General features: G+C 74.5%; 14 protein-coding genes. 5 read left to right on the top strand and 9 right to left on the bottom strand.

Features of this window, described 5'->3' with window-relative positions; genetic code table 11:
• Entirely contained in the window at positions 1-912 is a 912-nt protein-coding gene (locus ACFY29_RS08435) for a L,D-transpeptidase (RefSeq protein WP_386984331.1), read from the bottom strand.
• A gap of 70 nt (positions 913-982) precedes the next feature.
• Positions 983-2,428 carry an alpha-amylase family glycosyl hydrolase gene (locus ACFY29_RS08430; protein WP_386984329.1) on the bottom strand — a complete coding sequence of 482 codons (1,446 nt, stop codon included), beginning with the start codon at positions 2,426-2,428 and terminating at the stop codon, positions 983-985.
• 288 nt (positions 2,429-2,716) lie between these two features.
• On the opposite strand from ACFY29_RS08430, the gene ACFY29_RS08425 reads away from it, so the two are divergent.
• From ACFY29_RS08425 to ACFY29_RS08410, 4 genes are all read left to right on the top strand, one after another.
• On the top strand, positions 2,717-4,411 hold the full coding sequence (locus tag ACFY29_RS08425; RefSeq protein ID WP_386984327.1) for a hypothetical protein: 1,695 nt from the start codon (positions 2,717-2,719) through the stop codon (positions 4,409-4,411).
• Positions 4,408-5,874 carry an NADH-ubiquinone oxidoreductase-F iron-sulfur binding region domain-containing protein gene (locus ACFY29_RS08420; protein ID WP_386984325.1) on the top strand — a complete coding sequence of 489 codons (1,467 nt, stop codon included), beginning with the start codon at positions 4,408-4,410 and terminating at the stop codon, positions 5,872-5,874. Before ACFY29_RS08425 ends, ACFY29_RS08420 begins: the two co-directional genes overlap by 4 nt.
• 264 nt (positions 5,875-6,138) lie before the next feature.
• Positions 6,139-6,546 (top strand): redoxin domain-containing protein, encoded by a 408-nt coding sequence (locus tag ACFY29_RS08415; protein ID WP_386984322.1) that lies wholly within the window; start codon positions 6,139-6,141, stop codon positions 6,544-6,546.
• On the top strand, positions 6,543-7,454 hold the full coding sequence (locus ACFY29_RS08410) for a cytochrome c biogenesis CcdA family protein (RefSeq protein ID WP_386984320.1): 912 nt from the start codon (positions 6,543-6,545) through the stop codon (positions 7,452-7,454). Before ACFY29_RS08415 ends, ACFY29_RS08410 begins: the two co-directional genes overlap by 4 nt.
• Before the next feature lie 9 nt (positions 7,455-7,463).
• On the opposite strand, the gene serS is transcribed toward ACFY29_RS08410, so the two are convergent.
• The 4 genes from serS to ACFY29_RS08390 all read right to left on the bottom strand — a co-directional run bounded on the left by serS (position 7,464) and on the right by ACFY29_RS08390 (position 11,790).
• Entirely contained in the window at positions 7,464-8,747 is a 1,284-nt protein-coding gene (gene serS / locus ACFY29_RS08405; protein WP_386984318.1) for a serine--tRNA ligase, read from the bottom strand.
• Between the two features lie 114 nt (positions 8,748-8,861).
• Entirely contained in the window at positions 8,862-10,001 is a 1,140-nt protein-coding gene (locus ACFY29_RS08400; RefSeq protein ID WP_386984316.1) for a MerR family transcriptional regulator, read from the bottom strand.
• A gap of 25 nt (positions 10,002-10,026) precedes the next feature.
• Complete coding sequence (locus tag ACFY29_RS08395; protein ID WP_386984314.1) at positions 10,027-11,283, bottom strand: saccharopine dehydrogenase family protein; 1,257 nt, start codon at positions 11,281-11,283, stop codon at positions 10,027-10,029.
• Between the two features lie 66 nt (positions 11,284-11,349).
• The gene (locus tag ACFY29_RS08390; RefSeq protein ID WP_328419116.1) at positions 11,350-11,790 is read right to left on the bottom strand and encodes a hypothetical protein; all 441 of its coding nucleotides are present in this window, start codon (positions 11,788-11,790) and stop codon (positions 11,350-11,352) included.
• A gap of 147 nt (positions 11,791-11,937) precedes the next feature.
• On the opposite strand from ACFY29_RS08390, the gene ACFY29_RS08385 reads away from it, so the two are divergent.
• Positions 11,938-14,733 (top strand): LuxR C-terminal-related transcriptional regulator, encoded by a 2,796-nt coding sequence (locus ACFY29_RS08385; RefSeq protein ID WP_386984312.1) that lies wholly within the window; start codon positions 11,938-11,940, stop codon positions 14,731-14,733.
• Positions 14,734-14,767: 34 nt separating this feature from the next.
• On the opposite strand, the gene ACFY29_RS08380 is transcribed toward ACFY29_RS08385, so the two are convergent.
• From ACFY29_RS08380 to ACFY29_RS08370, 3 genes are all read right to left on the bottom strand, one after another.
• Positions 14,768-15,316 (bottom strand): thioredoxin domain-containing protein, encoded by a 549-nt coding sequence (locus tag ACFY29_RS08380; RefSeq protein ID WP_355609486.1) that lies wholly within the window; start codon positions 15,314-15,316, stop codon positions 14,768-14,770.
• Positions 15,313-15,810 (bottom strand): redoxin domain-containing protein, encoded by a 498-nt coding sequence (locus ACFY29_RS08375; RefSeq protein WP_386984309.1) that lies wholly within the window; start codon positions 15,808-15,810, stop codon positions 15,313-15,315. Before ACFY29_RS08375 ends, ACFY29_RS08380 begins: the two co-directional genes overlap by 4 nt.
• A 66-nt stretch (positions 15,811-15,876) precedes the next feature.
• The gene (locus ACFY29_RS08370) at positions 15,877-16,563 is read right to left on the bottom strand and encodes a BON domain-containing protein (RefSeq protein ID WP_328419108.1); all 687 of its coding nucleotides are present in this window, start codon (positions 16,561-16,563) and stop codon (positions 15,877-15,879) included.
• Positions 16,564-16,794: the final 231 nt, after the last annotated feature.

The following is a 16,794-nucleotide window of genomic DNA, read 5'->3' as shown; positions in this document are numbered from 1 at the left end:
TCAGGCGGTCGGGGGCGGGGTGGGCAGTCGGTCGACCACCACCAGGCTGCTGCCGGGGCGGACCTCGGCGAGCAGTTCCCGCTGGCCGCTGGGGGTCACCCGGATGCAGCCGTTGGTGGTGTTCTCGCCCAGGTCGTCGTCGTTGTACCAGGTGTGCAGCCCGATGTGCGCGCCGCGCAGCCCGGTCGGCACCGACTCCGGGTCGTCGGGCACCGAGCCGAGGGCGTAGATGTCCACGCCGCCGTAGACGTCCTGCGGCGGCGGGGTGCGGCCCAGGATGAAGGTCCGACCGAGCGGGGTTTCCTGCCCACGCTGGCCGAGGCTGGTCTGCCAGGTGCGCATCGCCTTGCCGGCTCGGTACCAGGTGAGCCGGTGCGTCTTGCGCTCCACCACGATCTGGTCGCGCAGCGCCACGGTGTCGAACCCGCCGGGCGGCAGCCAGGCGAGCCGCCGGTTGGCCGAGGGCAGCAGGACGGCCGTCCAGCCGGCCCGCCGTTGGGCGATCGGCACGGTCAGCTCGACACCGGCGAGGGTCGGTTCGAGGAAGGCCAGTGGGCGCCCGCCGGGCGCGTTGTACGCGGCGATCCGCCGCGTCGGGTGTGCGCCCTCGGTCAGCGGCGTGGTGTCCATGGTGGCCGGATCGGCCGGGAATCCCCGGGGAGCGGGGTCGTAGTCGATCACCGGTAGCCCGGCCGGGGCGGGCGCGGCCGGCAGCACCTGCTCCTCGGGGCTCTGCTCGACGCTGCTCGGCGTCGGGTCGGGCGCGGCGGCGGCCGGTCGGTCGGGGGTGGCCGAACGGGGGGTGAGGGCCTGGCCGGCCAGCAGCGCGGCGATGAGCAACGCGGCCACGGCGACGGCGGCGGCTACCCATGCGCCTCGGCGGCGATACGGAGTCATTCGGTCAAACGGCACCAAACCACTCTACGGTGGAGGACAGTCCGGGGCCCCCGGTTCGGCGATACCGGCCGGGGGCCCCGGCGGCTCAGACCCGCGCGCCGATGTGGATGGCCACGGCGTCGTGTGCCGGCACGTTGGCGGGGAACCAGCCGTTACCGTCCACCGTGATCACCGGACCGCTGCACGTGCCGCCTGCGTACGTGCCGTGGATGACGTCGCAGTACCGGCCGGCGGGCAGCCCGGTGTAGTACGAGCGACCGTTCACCGCGGAGTCCTCGTCGTTGACCGTGATGAAGCCCTTGCCGCTGCGGCTGAACGCGATGTGGTTGTTGCCGTTGTCGTACCAGTTGGCCACGCCGGCGCCCTCGGTGGCGTTGCGGAAGCCGACCATGTTGGCGATCACCGGCCAGCGGTGCTCGCACTCCCAGCCGGAGTAGCAGGCGGTGTTCAGCGTCTTGTTGGCGCCGTCCGACGGCGGGCCGGCGTCCCGGTTGCTGAAGGTGTAGCTGGACATCACCGTCGGCGAGCCGTACGGCCAGGCCAGCATGAAGGCGTTCGCCAGGGCGTAGATCCCGCGATCCTTGTAGGTGAGCACCCCACCGGCGTCGCGCTGGGTGTCGTGGTTGTCCACGAACACCGAGGAGGGCCCGCTGGGCAGGTGCCCCCAGCCCGTGCCGAAGTTCTGCAGGTAGGCCAGCCGCTCGGAGCGGAAGACCCGGGCCAGGTCCTTGCCGTAGCGGAACTCGTGCACGTCACCGATGCCGGTGTACTCGGTCGGCTGGACCGGCTCGCCGGCGCCGTAGATGACCTCCTGCACGATGTACGCGGAGCGGGAGAGCTTGCCCTTGATGGCGGCGATGTCGGCGGCCGGCATGTGCTTGCTGGCGTCCATCCGGAAGCCGTCCACGCCCAGCGAGAGCAGGTCGTTGAGGTACGAGGCGATCTTCGTGCGGACGTAGTCCGACTCGGTCTTCAGGTCCGAGAGGTTGACCAGCTCACAGTTCTGCACCTCGTACCGGTCGTTGTAGTTGGCGATGTCGTCGCCGCCGTTGCGCCCGCAGTGGTGGAAGTCCTGCGTCTGGTAGATGCCCGGGTAGTCGTAGTGGGAGTACGACGAGCCGGCCCAGCCGGTGCCGCCGTTGTCCTGGCCGGACATGTGGTTGACCACCGCGTCGACGATCACCTTGACCCCGGCCGCGTGGCAGGTGTTCACCATCGACTGGAACTGGGCGCGGGTGCCCTTGCGGGACTCGACCCGGTAGCTGACCGGCTGGTACGCCAGCCACCACTGGTTGCCCCGCACGTGCTCCTGCGGGGGTGAGACCTGGACGTAGCCGTAGCCCTTGGGGCCCAGCGTGCTCTGGCACTCGCTGGCCACCGAGGGCCAGTTCCACTCGAAGAGCTGGACGATGACCTTCTTGCCGCCGGACGGGGCGGCGACGGCCGGGGGAGCCGTCACGGTGAGGGGGACGAGCAGGCTGGCGACCAGGCCGAGGGCGAGGATCGCCGAGCCGCGTCGACGTCGGTGCATCGGGACTCCTGACGGGGGCGGGGGTGGGTGGTGGCGCGGCGGGGGAGAGCCTGCTTGCCGGGTTCTTGCAAGCCAGGCTGAAATTTTCCGAAAGGTTACAAGCGTGTTGCAGTGACTGTCAATGCATGGACATCTGTCACTTTCCATTTCGGCCGATGGTGCGCCTACCCGCGCCGCCGCTACACGCGTCCCGGCGTCGGTTGGTTCGATCCGCCCGAGAAATTTCCACCTCGGGGTGATCCGCGAGCCCCGCCGTTCCGTACTGGATGGGGGAGCAGGGGTCGGCCGGTGGTACGCCGCCGCGAGACGATCGAGGAGCAGATGGCCCGGGCAAAGCAGAACCAGAAGGCGGCCACCGTCCGGACCGGCGCCAGCAGTCGGGGGGTACGCACCCGGTCGCGGTCGGCGACCGCCATGCTGATCGCGTCGCTGCTCGCCGCGCTCTGGGCGGCGATCATGCTGACCGGGGCTGGGCAGACGGCGTACGCGTACGGGTTCTTCTTCACGGAGTTCTTCGCCGGCGTCATCGCGCTGGTGGCGCTGAGCCTCACCGTGATGCTCGGCCTGCTCGCCACGGACCGGCTGGTGCTGCGCATCTCGCACCGGGTGCTGTTGCAGTCGGCGCACCGGGCCTTCGGTGTGCTGGGCGTGGCCGGGCTGGCCTTCCACGTACTCACCAAGATCGCCACCGGTCGGGCGGCACCGACCGACGCCCTGGTGCCCTTCGTGGGCGGCGGAGGGCTCTACGTCGGGCTCGGCACGGTGGCCGCCCTGCTGATGGTCAGCGTGATCTGGACCGGCATCATCCGGGCCCGCTTCGCCGGCATCGGTCCGAAGTGGCTGTGGCGCGCGCTGCACTCCACGGCGTACGTCGCCTGGCCGTTCGCCGTGCTGCACGGCCTCAACGCCGGCCGGGTCGCGAATTCCTGGGTGGTGCTCAGCTACCTCGGCTGCATCCTGCTGGTCGTGCTGGCGTTGCTGGTCCGGCTCTCGGTCACCGTCGGCCGACGCAGCCGCGAGCAGCACCAGGCCGCGGTGCGGAACACGGCGATGGCTGGCCGGGCCGGCGAGGAGGGCCGCGGCCGATCGCTGCTGGCCGGGCTGGGCCGCCGCCGCGAGAGCGGCGAGGAGAAGCGTCCCGCCTGGGCGGAGGCCACCACCGCCTCGTGGACCGCGCCGGCCGACGTGCGGCGGCGCGACCCCGAGCGGTTCACGGTGCCGGTGGTGCCCGAGCCGGGCTCGCTCACCGCGCCGGTCCGGCCCAGCCGGCGCCGGCGGGACGAGGAGCCGGCGGCCCGGCGGGACACCGAACGGGCTGCGCGCGGCCGGCGCGACGAGCGGGAGCCGTCGACCCGCCGGTCGGGCCGCCGAGGCGCGGATGAGCCGGTCACCCGTCGGCGCGACGAGGAGGAGTTCGAGCCGGTCAGCCGTCGGCGCGACGAGGAAGAGTTCGAGCCGGTGGCCCGGCGGCGCGGCGAGCGTACCCGGGACCGGGACGAGGCCCCGGCCAGGCGGCGGCGGGGTGGCGCGCCGGTCGAGGAGCCGGTCGGCGAGCGGTCCGCCCGCCGGTCCCGGACCGACGACCACGGCAGCAGGTACTCGGCGCCGCCGCAGCGGCTGGTCGACGAGCCCGAGGAGCCGTGGGACAGCCCGCTCCGGTGGCAGGACGCCGACCCGATCTCGGCCGGCCCGGTCTCCGCCGAGCCGATCTCCGCGGGCCCGATCTCGGCGGCGCCGCGCAGCGGCAGCGGCCGGCACAGCGTCGAGGACGAACTGCCGGAGGAGCCGGACTACTGGCGCCCGCCGGCCCGGTACGTGCCGGAGGAGGTGCCACCGCCGGTCGACGACACCCCCACCCTGGTCGACCTGGCGTCGCGGCGGGCACGGCGGGCCGCCGGCGAGGGTCGGTCCAAGCGCCGCAAGGCCAGCGCCGACGCCGTGGACGGGGCGTACTGGGCCGGGTTGCGGGGTGAGGCGAAGTGATGCGTACGACCGTGCCCCCGGTGGCCTGCGTGGGTGAGCCACGGCTGACCGCCGGCTTCGCGGAGTTCGGCCGGCTGGACCTGGCCGCGCACGAGGAGGTGCACGGGCCGATCGGCCCGATGGAGCCGGCCCAGCTTCTCCGGCTCGCCGAGGGCATGCAGCTCAAGGGCAAGGGCGGGGCGGGTTTCCCGTTCGCCCGCAAGCTGCGCGCGGTGCTGGAGTCCTGCGAGCGGCAGGACCTCGCTGCCGTCGTGGTGGTCAACGCCAGCGAGGGGGAGCCGGCCAGCTGGAAGGACAAGGTGCTGCTGACCCGCGCCCCGCACCTGATCCTGGACGGCGCGGCGCTGGCCGCGTACGCGCTGGACGCCGAGGAGATCGTGATCGGCGTGGCCGACGACGGGGTGGGCCGGGACTCGCTGATGGAGGCGCTGGCGGAGCGGCGGATGCCGGTGCCGGCCACCATCGTCACCGTGCCGCACCGGTTCATCTCCGGCGAGGGCGGCGCGCTGGTCAACGGGATCAACGGGCTGCCGCACATCCCGCCCGGCACCAAGAAGCGCTCCAGCGACTCCGGTGTCGGCGGCCTGCCCACCCTGCTCTCCAACGCCGAGACGTACGCCCAGCTCGCCGTCGCCGCCCGGCTCGGCCCGTACGAGTACGCGGCGCTCGGCACCGACGACGAGCCGGGCACCGTACTGCTCACCGTGACCGGCGCGGCGGCCCGGCCCGCGGTCGTGGAGTGCGCGGCCGGCACCCCGCTGCGCGAGATCCTCGACCTGTGTGAGGTCCCGGACGGCCCGGGCATCCTGATGGGCGGCTATCACGGCAAGTGGATCACCCCGGAGGCGGCGGACCGGGCGGAGATCTCCCGTAAGGGCCTGGCGGCGGTCGGTGGCACCCTCGGGGCGGGCATCATCGTTCCGCTCGGCGTCGACACCTGCCCGCTCGGCGAGGCCGCCCAGGTGGTGCGCTACCTGGCCGGCGAGTCCGCCGGACAGTGCGGACCGTGCAAGATGGGCCTGCCGGACCTGGCGCGCGCGGTGGACCTGGCGGTCGCCGGGAGCCAACCCGCGGACGTGGTGCGGGCCGCCGCCGGCGAGGTGAAGGGCCGGGGAGCGTGCAGCCACCCGGACGGCACCGCCCGGTTCGCCCTCTCCGCTATCGAGGTCTTCGCCGACGATCTGCGGCTGCACAGCACCGGCGACGGCTGCGGCCGGCGGGTCAAGGGTGTGATGGGGCTGCCGGGTGCACCCGACTCGAACCCGCAGAAGCTCACCCTGGACTGGTCCCGCTGCGACGGGCACGGGCTCTGCGCGCACGTGGTGCCGGACTTCATCCGGCTCGACGGCAATGGATATCCCGCCTTCCCGACCACCCCGGTGCCGACCTGGCTGCGGGAGGGCGCGCTGAAGGCCGTCAAGGTCTGCCCGGAGCTCGCCCTCCGGCTCGCCAAGGCCGAGTAGGGCACCTTCACGCCTCGTGCAGCGGGGTCCCTTCCGGACAACTGTCGAATGGAGATGCGGATGGGCATGGGGCGAACATCGGCTGGGCGGGTACCCCGGGCCGCCGCTGCAGGGGCGCTCGTCGTCGCCCTGCTCGGCACGGCATCCTGCACCGGCACGGTGCCGTCCTGAGCGGCAGCCGCCGGATCCGCGCCGGCCTCGACCACGTCTCCGGGAGCGCCGGCAAGTGCCCCGGCCATCGCGCCGACCGCCGCTCCGGCGCGGGTGCCGGACACCCTGCGCTTCACCGGGACCACCCTCGCCGGCACCGCGTTCGACGCCGCGCAGCTGGCCGGCCGGCCCGTCGTGCTGTGGTTCTGGGCGCCGTGGTGCGCCACCTGCGCCAGTCAGGCCTGGACGGTGGCCGAGATCGCGCCCCGGTACCGGGACACCGTGCCGATCGTCGGCGTCGCCGGGCTCGGCGAGCGGCGGGCCATGCAGGAGTTCGTCATCGAGTTCGACCTCGCCGGGACGCCGCAGATCGAGGACCGTGCCGGTGCGCTCTGGCGCCGGTTCAAGGTGACCGAGCAGAGCATCTTCGTGATCATCGACCGGGACGGCAAGGTCGTCCACCAGGGCTTCCTGGACGGCGAGGCACTCACCGCCCGGGTCGCCGCGCTGGCCGGGGCGTGACCGCCCCGCTGCTGCTCGCGCTGACCGCCGGCATGCTCGGCGCGGTCAACCCGTGCGGCTTCGCGTTGCTGCCCGCGTACCTCTCGCTGCTGGTCGCCGGGGCCACCGACACCCGTGGCGCGGTCGGTCGCGCGCTGACCGCCGCGGCGGGGTTGACCCTGGGGTACGTACTGGTCTTCGGCGCCTTCGGCTTGGCCCTCGCGCCGCTGGCCGGCTGGCTGCGGCCACGGTTGCCGTGGCTGACCGTGGTGCTCGGGCTGCTGCTGGTGGTGGCCGGGTGCTGGCTGCTCGCCGGCCGGCGACTGCCTGCCCCCGGTTGGTCCGCCCGGGCGCCCCGGCTGACCCGGTCCTGGTCGTCGATGGCGCTGTTCGGCGCGGCGTACGCGCTGGCCTCGCTCGGCTGCGCCATCGCACCGTTCCTGGCCATCGTGGTGACCAGCCTCCAGTCCGGTTCGACCGGGCGCGGGCTGGCCCTGTTCGGCGCGTACGCCCTCGGGATGGGGCTGGTGGTCGCGGTCGCCGCGCTCGGTGTGGCGCTGCTACGCGACGGGCTGGTGGCCCGGCTGCGGGTTGCCGGCGCGCTGGTGCCCCGGCTCAGCGGCCTGGTGCTGCTGGTCGCCGGCGGCTACGTCGCCTGGTACGGCTGGTACGAACTGCGGCTGGCCGCCGGCCAGCGCAACGCACTACAAGACCCGGTGATCCAGACGGCGTCCCGGGTCCAGCACGCCGTAGCGGAAACCCTCGACACCACCGGCCCCGCCGTCCTGGCCACCGCCCTCGCGGTCCTCCTGCTGGCGGCAGCCCTGACCCGCCGCGCCCGCCTCCGCGATCGTGCAGTTGCTACCCCGGCAGAAGCCGCGGAGCGCTCCATGCCGGAGACCGAAACTGCACGATCGGCGGGGCGTTGAGGGTTGGGGTCAGCGGGGGGTCAGCCGGTCGGTGCCCATCCGGTCGCGGAGGACCTCGGGGATCAGCACGGAGCCGTCGGCCTGCTGGTACTGCTCCAGAATGGCCGGGAAGAGCCGGCTGGTGGCCAGCGCCGAACCGTTGAGGGTGTGCACGAAGCGGGTCTGCTTGCCGCCCGGCTCCCGGTAGCGGATGGCCGCCCGGCGGGCCTGGTAGTCGCCGGCCCAGGAGACCGACGAGACCTCCTTGTACTTGCCGGTGCTCGGCATCCACACCTCGATGTCGAGGGTCTTCTTCATCGACGCGCTGGCGTCACCGGCGGAGAGCAGCGTGCGCTGGTAGTGCAGGCCCAGCCCTTCGACCAGGCTCTCGGCGTGGGCGAGCATCTCCTCCAACGCCGTGTCTGCCTGCTCCGGCAGCGTGAACTGGAAGATCTCCACCTTGTTGAACTGGTGCCCGCGCACCGTGCCACGCTCGTCCGAGTGCGAGCCGGCCGACTCCCGCCGGTAGCACGGGGTGTAGGCGAACGCCTTCAGCGGCAGCTTCGAGGTCTCCAGGATCTCGTCCTGGTACGCGCCGAGGATCGCCGTCTCCGACGTGGGCAGCAGGAACTGCCCGCGCGGGGCGGACTCCCTGTCCAGGTGGTAGACGTCGTCGTAGAACTTCGGGAACTGCCCGGCGGCGAAGCCGGCCGAGTCCAGCAGCAGGTGCGGCGGGAGCAGGAACTCGTACCCGGCCTTGATGTGCTGGTCGATGAAGTAGTTGAGCAGCGCCCACTCCAGCCGCGCGCCGACTCCGGTGTAGATCCAGAAGCCGGAGCCACCGAGCTTGACGCCGCGCTCGTAGTCGACCAGGCCCAGCGCGCGGGACAGCTCGACGTGGTCGCGGACCTTCTCGATGGCCGGCGGCTCACCGAAGGTCTTGACGACCCGGTTGGCCTCCTTGCCGCCGGGCAGGACGTCATCGCTGGGCAGGTTGGGCAGCTCGCTCATCGCGTCACGCAGCCGGGCCTGCACCTCGTCCAACTGGGACTCCAGCTCGGCGAGCTGCTTGCGCTCGGCCTCCGGCGCAGTGGCCTGCGGTTCGGTGCCGGCGCGCTTCGCCTGCGCGTACGCCCGGGCCTCCGCCTTGCGGCGCTGCCGCTCGGCGTCGATCTCCGTGATCAGGGCGCGCCGCTCCTGGTCGAGCCGCTGAATCTCGTCCAGGGCCCGTTCGACCTCGGCGGGATCCAGTCGCTTCGCCAGCGCGGTCGCCACCGCCTCGCGATCCTTCCGGATCAACTCCATGTCGAGCATGCTGCTCCGTACGCCTCCGTCCGGGGTCAGGTGGACCACCAGATGCTACCGTCGCGCCCCCGTCGGGCCGGGACGGGGAGCGCGAGCCCACCGCCCGCGAGCACGGGGGGCGGTTCAGAGCCGGATCGGCATCAGCACGGAGAAGGTGTCCGCGTCGTCCGGGCGGCGTACGGCCAGCGGCGCGATCGGCCCGTCCAACTCCAGCACCAGCTGCGATGCGCCGGCCGCGTCGAGCGCGTCCAGCAGGTAGCCACTGTTCACCCCGACCCGCAGCTCGCCCGCCGGGTCGGGGCCCGCCAGTGGGTCCGGGGACAGGCCGGCGGACAGGTCGGCGGCGCGGATGTCGGCGGCGGGGAGCAGTCGCAGGCCGCCCCGGTCATCGAGGCCGAGCACGGTGACCGCCAGCGGCTCACCGCCGTACTCGCGGGCCACCGTGGGGGCCGCCGGGTCGGTCAGCGCCGCCCGCAGCGCCGCCACGTCCACCGGGATCCGGTACGCGCCCGGCCGCTCACCGACGGCCTCGCGCAGCAGCCGGCGGTAGTCGGGGAAGTCGTGGGGCAGGGCCGTGCCCGCGAGCGTCCGGCCGGCCACCGTGACCCGCAGGTCCGCGCCGGCCACGGTCAGCCGCACCGGCCCGGCGTCGGCGGCGTCGAGCAGCGTGCGGAGCCGATCGACCAGGTCCACTCCGACGAGCACCCGCACCGGCGGCCCGTCGACGCTCGCCCCGGACCGGGCCAGCGCGAGCCGGTGCCGGTCGGTGGCGACCAGCCGGACGCCGTCCGGCTCGACGTCGAGCAGCACGCCGGAGAGCACCGGCAACTCCGGGTCGGCGCCGACGGCGAAGCGGACCGCGTCGACGGCGGCGGCCAGCTCGGCGGGGGAGAGCAGCAGCGTCGTGGTCGCCGGCGGCACCGGGTCGACCAGCGCCCGGAGCCGGGTGATCTCCCGCCGGGCGTCGGCGAGCCCGTCCGACAGCCGGCGCAGGTGCGTGTCGAGCAGCCGGTGCACCGCCGCCGGCTCGGCGCGTACCGCCGCGGCGATCTCCGGCACCGGCATACCGACCCGGCGTAGCCCGGCCACCAGCCGGGCCGGGGCGATCTGCTCGTCGGTGTACCAGCGGTAGCCGGTGACCGGGTCCACCAGGGCGGGCGCCAGCACGCCCGCGGAGTCGTAGAAGCGCAGCGCGCTGACGGTCAGGCCGCTGGCCCGGGCCAGCTCGCCGATGCTGTGCAGGTCGCTCTCCACGCCGGGCATCCTGCCCCCTCGACCCGGTCGAGGGTCAAGCCGGTGCCCCGGCCCCCGGCTTCGGCGCTGCCTCCGGCCCCGGCTTCGGCGCTGTTTCCGGACCCGGCGTCGTCGCCCCCTGTTTCAGCACCCGGAAGGTGAGCCCGGCCCGGATGAGCCGGTCGAGCAGCGCATCGCCCATCGCGGCGACCGGAGTGAGCTGGCCGGTGGTCGGCGGCAGCTCGTCCAGCGCCAGGCAGAGCGCCGACTCGGCGAGCATCTTCGCCGTCTCGTCGTACCCCGGGTCGCCGCCGGCCACCTCGGTGACCACCCGTTGCCCGCCTCCGGTGCCGACGAACCGGACCCGGAACCAGGACGCCGCCCGCTGCTGCGCGGTGGGCCCCTGCCCGGAGGCGAGCCGGCCGAGCAGCCAGCGCCGGGTGGGCGGCAACTTCACGAGCCCGACCAGCGCGCCGAGCCCCGCCGCGCTGGCCAGCACCGTCGGCAGTCGCTTCACCGCGGCGAAGTGCCGGTAGCGGAAGTCCGGGCCGTACTCCGGGCGGGCCGCCGCCGAGCGGCGGACCACCTGCGGGTCGATGGTGGGCAGCGGCACGGTCCAGATGCGCAGCTCCGCTGAGCGGGCCAGCCGGCCGGGCACCGCCCGAACCCGACGGTCGGTGGGGCGCGGCTCGACCGCCCGGCGGTCCCGGGCCGCCCGGCTGGCCTGCCCGGTGCGGGAGAAGGTGGTGAGCGCGGAGTGGTACGTGCCGGCGGAGAACCGGCCGCCGGCGCGCACGTAGCCGTCCACGGTGATCGGCACGTCGGCCGGCAACTGCTTGACGGTGAACCAGACGCCCAGGTCGTGCGGGATGGAGTCGAACCCGCAGGTGTGCACCAGCCGCGCGCCGGTGCGGGTCGCCTCGGCGTGATGGCGGACGTACATCAGATCGACGAACTCCGACTCGCCGGTGATGTCCAGGTAGTCGGTGCCGGCGCGGGCGCAGGCGGCGACGAGCGGCTCCCCGTGGTGGATGTACGGGCCGACCGTGCTGGCCACCACTCGGGCGCTCTCCGCCACCGCGCGCAGCGAGTCGGCGTCGGTCGCGTCGGCGGTGAGCAGCGGCAACTCGGCCAGCGCCGGGTTGATCGTGGCGAGCCGGCCCCGCATGGCGGCGAGGCGATCCGGGTTGCGCCCGGCCAGCGCCCAGCGCAGCCCGGGTGGCGCGTGCCGGGCCAGGTATTCGGCGGTCAGCCCTCCGGTGAACCCGGTGGCGCCGAACAGCACCACGTCGTACGTCCGCTCGCCAGCCATTCCCAGAGTCTGCCACCCAGCGCCCCGGACGGAAGATCATGACAGAGGTGAATCTGGGGGGCGTCCTCACCCGGCGTGTGGGGGGCGGTCCAGGGCGGACCGGTCCGCGCGCAGCACCTCGCCGGTCTCGATGTGCTGCTTGACCTGACGCAGCGTCCGGCGGACCAGCAGCCCCGGATCATCGCCGACCAGGTGCGCGGCCAGCCCTACGGTCGGGGTGGCGCCGGCCAGTGGGCGGGCGGCCAGCTCGGTGCCCCGGTCGCCCGGCGCCGGCCGCATGCGCACCTCGACCGCGCCGTCGAGGCGGCGCAGCGGCTCGGGCCACCGGCCGCCAGGTAGCACCCGCTCCGGCGGACGGCCCACCGTCACGACCTCCCAACGGGCCCGCGCGGCGGGGTCGCCGTCCGCGCCGGTCCGGCCGCGCCACCGGGGTACGCGGAGCAGCCGCGCCGCCCCGACCAGCGCCGCGCCGCCGAGGGCGGATCCCGCCCGCACCAGCCGTCCCATCGGCCCCACCCGTCCTTCCGGTCCACGTCCCTCGACCGTCGGTCGGCATCGGGTGAAGCGGGCTCGCCCGGAAGGGGTGAACCGGTGCGGGCCGGGTAACCGCTCGCCGACCGGGGGGTGGAACGCGTCGATGGGGGTGGGTGCCGGGTGCCGGAACAGCAGGATCGCGCGCGGGTGGGCACCGTGCCGGGGCGCCCAGCCGACCCGCCGCTGCTGGCGTCCCGGCTGACCCCGGCCGTGCCGCCCGAACCGGTGGTGGCCCGGCCCCGGCTGCTGCGCAGTCTCGACGAGGGCAGCGCAGGACCCGTCACCCTGGTTGCCGCCCCCGCCGGCTGGGGCAAGACCACTCTGCTCGCCTCCTGGGTACGGCTGGCCGCTGGCGCGCCCGAGGCCGGACCAGGGCCGGCGTGGGTGTCGGTGGAGGCTGGCGACGGCGACCGGCTCTGGGCGTACCTGGCGGCGGCGCTGCGCGCGGCCACCGGGCCGGCGGACGACGGCCCGTTGGCGCCGGTACCCGACCGGGCGCCACGCCCCGACCAGCTGGAAGTACTGGCCGCCGCGCTCGCCGCCGCCGACCGACCGGTGCTGCTGGTCCTGGACGACCTGCACCGGGTCGCCGACCCGGCGGCGCTGACCGGGCTGGAGTTCCTGCTTCGGCACGCCGACCAGCGGTTGCACCTGGTGGTCGGTGCCCGGGCCGGGCTGCCACTGGCCCTGCACCGGCTGCGCCTCGCCGGCGAGCTGACCGAGATCGGCCCCGACGAGCTGGCCTTCACCGACGACGAGGTGGCCGACCTGCTCACCGCGCACGGCGCGCCGCTGCCGGCCACCGCCGTGCACCGTCTGCGCGAGCGCACCGGTGGCTGGCCGGCAGCGCTGCGCATCGCCGCGTTGGCGTTGCGTGGGCAGCCGGACCCGGAGCGCTGGGTGGGGCAGTTCGGTGGCGACCAACCGGAAATCGCCGGTTACCTGCACGAGGAGGTGCTCGCCGAGATCGAGCCGGCCGACCGGGACCTGCTGCGCCGCACCGCCCTCGCCGAGACGGTCTGCGCCGACCTGGCCGAGGCGTTGACCGGCCGCGCCGACGCCGGGCGGGTGCTGGCCGACCTGGCCGGGGCTGGCGGTCTGCTCCACCGGGAGGACAGCCGGCCGCCCTGGTACCGCTGTGACCCGCTGCTGGCCGACCTCCTCCGGGCCGAGCTGGCCCGGCTGCCCGTCGACGAGCTGCGCGAGCTGCACGCGCGGGCGGCCGACTGGTACGCCGGTGACGGGCGCCCGGCCGACGGGCTCTGGCATGCGCTGGCCGCCGGCCGGTGGGATCGGGCCGGCGACCTGTTCGTCGCGCACTGGCCGGAGCTGACCCGGTACGACCGCGAGCCGGTGAGCGGCCCGGCGCCCGGGTCCCCGCCGCCGGAGGTCGTCCGCGTCGATCCGGAGGTGGCCCTGGCCTGCGCCGCCGAGCGGGCGTACGCCGGTGACCTGCCAGCGGCCACCGGTCACCTGCGTACCGCCGCCGCGTACGCCGGTGGCCTGCCGATGCCGCGCCGGGACCGGTTCCTGCGGCTGGCCACCGCGCTGGAGTTGACCGTGGCCCGGCTCGCCGACGATCCGGCGGAGGTCCGGGCCGCCGCCGCCCGGCTGCTGCGCACCCGTCCGCCCGGGGCGACGCCGACCGGTGTGCCGAACCCCGCGCAGGCCGTCGTGGGAGGCAGCGCTGCCGAGGACGCGGACCTGCGGGCCTTCACGGGTACCGCGCTGGGGTTGGTCGAGCTGGCCGGCGGTGCGCTGCCCCACGCGCGGTTCGTCCGGGCCCGGGCGGCGGCCCGGGAGGCCGGTCGGCCCCGTACGGAGCTGGTCGCCGCGAGCCGCTCCGCGCTGCTTCTCGCGGTGCGCGGCGAGTTGCGCGCGGCCGAGCAGGCCGCCCGGGACGTGCTGGGCACGCCGCCCCGCCAGGGCTGGTCCTGCCGGCTCGACTGTGGCTACGCCTACCTGGCGCTGGCCCTCGTGGCGCTGCATCGTGACCAGTCCGAGGAGGCCGCGGCCAACCTCGCCCTGGCCGCCCCGGCGACCGGCCCTGCCGGCTCCGCGCAGGCGGAGTCGGGGGACGATTGGTCGGCGGGACCGCCCGGCGAGCCGGTGGCCGCCATGGTGGCCGCGCTGTGTCGGGCCCAACTGCACCGCGACGCCGGCGACCCGGCCGCTGGCCAGCGGCTGCTCGTCCGGGCCCGGGAGTCGTTGACCGACCGGCCGGCCGCCGCCGAGTTGGCGAGCCTGCTGCGCGCCGCCGAGGCCGACCTGCGTGCCGAGCGGGGCGACCTGGACACCGCCCGCGACCTGCTGGCGGGTGCCACCGAGGACGGGGCGGCTCCGGCACTCGCGGTCACGCTGGCCCGGGTGGAGCTGCGGGCCGGGGACGCGGGCGCCGCCGGGCGGGCGTTGCCGGACTGGCAGGCGCTGCCGGCCGCGGCCTGGCCCCTGCCGGTACGCCTGGACGCCGGACTGCTGGACGCGGTGCTGGCCGAGCGGGGTGGGGACGGGCGTCGGGCCGGCCGGATCCTGGAGCAGGTGCTCGATCTGGCCGGTCCGCAGGGCTGCCGGCGGGTCTTCACCCGTGCCGAGCCGCCGGTGCGGGACCTGTTGGCCGCGCACCTCGATGCGGGCACCGCACACTTCTCACTGGTCAGCGACCTGATCCGGGGCGCCGAGCAGACCACGGCCCGGCCGGCGGCCGAACCGGGGGGCACGCTCGACGAGCCACTCACCGAGCGGGAGTTGACCATCCTGCGCTACCTGCAGAGCATTCTGTCCAACGTCGAGATCGCCAGCGAGCTGTCGCTCTCGGTCAACACGGTGAAGACCCACGTGCGCAACATCTACCGCAAGCTCGACGCGACCCGCCGGCGTGAGGCGGTCCGGCGGGCGCGTGAGCTGCGGCTGATCTGAGCGGCGGGCGGGTCGTCGGCCGCCGCGTGCGGGGTCAGGGATTGGCGGCAGCGTCCACCGCGGCCAGCAGGTCGGGCAGGTCGTATCCACCCTCGTGCCGGACCTCGTTGACGAAGAGGGTGGGAGTGCCGTTCACCCCGCTGCGGATCCCGCCGACGAAGTCCCGGCGTACCCGGTCGGCGTGCACCCGGTTCTCCACCTCCGCGTTCAGCTCGTCCGGCGGCAGCCCGAGCTGCTCGACGCCGAGCGAGAGGTGCACCGGGTCCAGCTGGTCCTGGTGCTCGTAGAGCCAGTCGTGCATCTCCCAGAACCTGCCCCGGGCTGCGGCGGCCTCGGCCGTCTCGGCGGCGCGTTCGGCGTACGGGTGCACGTTGGCGATCGGGAAGTAGCGGTACACCATCCGCACCGTGTCGGCCCGCTGCCGCAGCATCTCGTGCAGGTTGGGGTACGCGGCGCCACAGAACTGGCACTGGAAGTCGCCGTACTCGACGATGGTCACCGCCGCGTCTGCCGGCCCCCGGACGTGGTCATCTTCGGTCACCGGGTCGCGGAGTCGGGCGGTGACCTGCAGTGGCGTGGTCACCCGGCGGCCACCTTCCGATCGGCGGTGAGCCGGTCCAGGGCGTCGATGATGCCGTCCGCGCCCGGGTTGACGTCGGGCGGGGACAGGTGGCTCCAGGCCACCGTCCCGGCCGGGTCCAGCACCACCAGTGCCCGGGCCGCCTCGCCCTGCGGGGTGTACGCGCCGTACCGGCGGGCCACCTCGCCCTTGGGCTCGAAGTCGGACAGCAGCGGGAATGTGATGCCCCGGCTCTCCGCGAACGCCCGGTGTGACCAGATGCTGTCCACCGAGAGGCCGAGCACCACCGCCTGGTACTGGTCGAACACCGGTGCCGCCGCCTGGTAGAGCGACATCTGGTCGCCGCAGACCGGGCTCCAGTCGGCGGGGTAGAAGGCGAGCACGACCGGCCGTCCGAGGAACTGCTCGGGACCGGTCAGACGCCCGTCCGGTGTGCCCGGCACGGCGAAGCGGGGCGCGGGGCGCCCCGGTTGGATCAGCCCGTTCGGATCACTCATGCCCCGAGCCTGCTCCCGGGGCGGGTGAGTCCGGCTCACCCGCCCCGGGTGGTTCCGCGCTTGCGCTCAGCCCAGCCCCGGGGCGACCGCGATGTGGTTCTGCACCTCCCGGATGCCCGGCGCGGACCAGACCACCTGCTCCACCTCGGCCCGCTCGGGCATCGAGTGCACCAGCCCGGCGAGTATCGCCGTGTCGCCGTGCACGCGGACGCTGATCCGCTCGACCTCGGTGGCCCCGGCCCGGGCGAGCGCGTCGACGATCCGGTCAGCCACGTTTCGGCCGTCCGGCGGGGCGGCCGGGCGGACGGTGATGCCGTTACTCACCCCGCGTACGCCGTTCAGCCGGCAGACTGCCCGCTCGGCGGCCCGCCGCTGGTACTCCCACTCGACCTCGCCGTGCAGCGTCACCCAGCCGGCCGAGACGGTGACCTGGAGTTTCTCGATGGGTACGAACGCGTCCCATTCCAGCGCGTTACCGGCCGCTGCGGCCAGATCAGGGTCGGCGCGCTCGGCGCCGCCGGGCAGCCGCACGGCCAGGTCGTTGGCGACCGCCCGGACCCGGACGACCCGGTGCGCGGCCCGCTCGGCGGCCCACTTCTTCGCGTAGCTGTCCACCCGCCCGGTCAGCGTGACGACGCCCTCGGCGACGGTCACGCCGATCTCGTGCGGCTGCACCCGTGGTTCCCAGGTCAGCTCGTCGAGTACGGCGGACTGGATGTCCTGGTCGGTGCGGCTGATCGTCGCGATGGCCATCTGTCCCTCCTCGGGTGCGTGGGTGGCGGACCGGGCGACGGCCGGGGCCGGAGGTCCGCCGTTGGTAGAGCCTGCCGCCGCCCGGGGTGACTCGGCCTCGCCCTGAGCGGGTGACGGCACGGCCGGGTGCCGGTGCAGGGGCATGGGCATCGATGGTGGGAGCGCTTCCAAAGTGGTCAGGGATCGGTTACGGTAAGCGCGTTCCTCGATCGCGGGAGCCGTCGCGTCGGG

Origin of the sequence: Micromonospora sp. NPDC000668, assembly GCF_042897975.1 — a bacterium.
GTDB lineage: Bacteria > Actinomycetota > Actinomycetes > Mycobacteriales > Micromonosporaceae > Micromonospora.
This window is presented reverse-complemented; position numbering and strand designations above follow the sequence as displayed.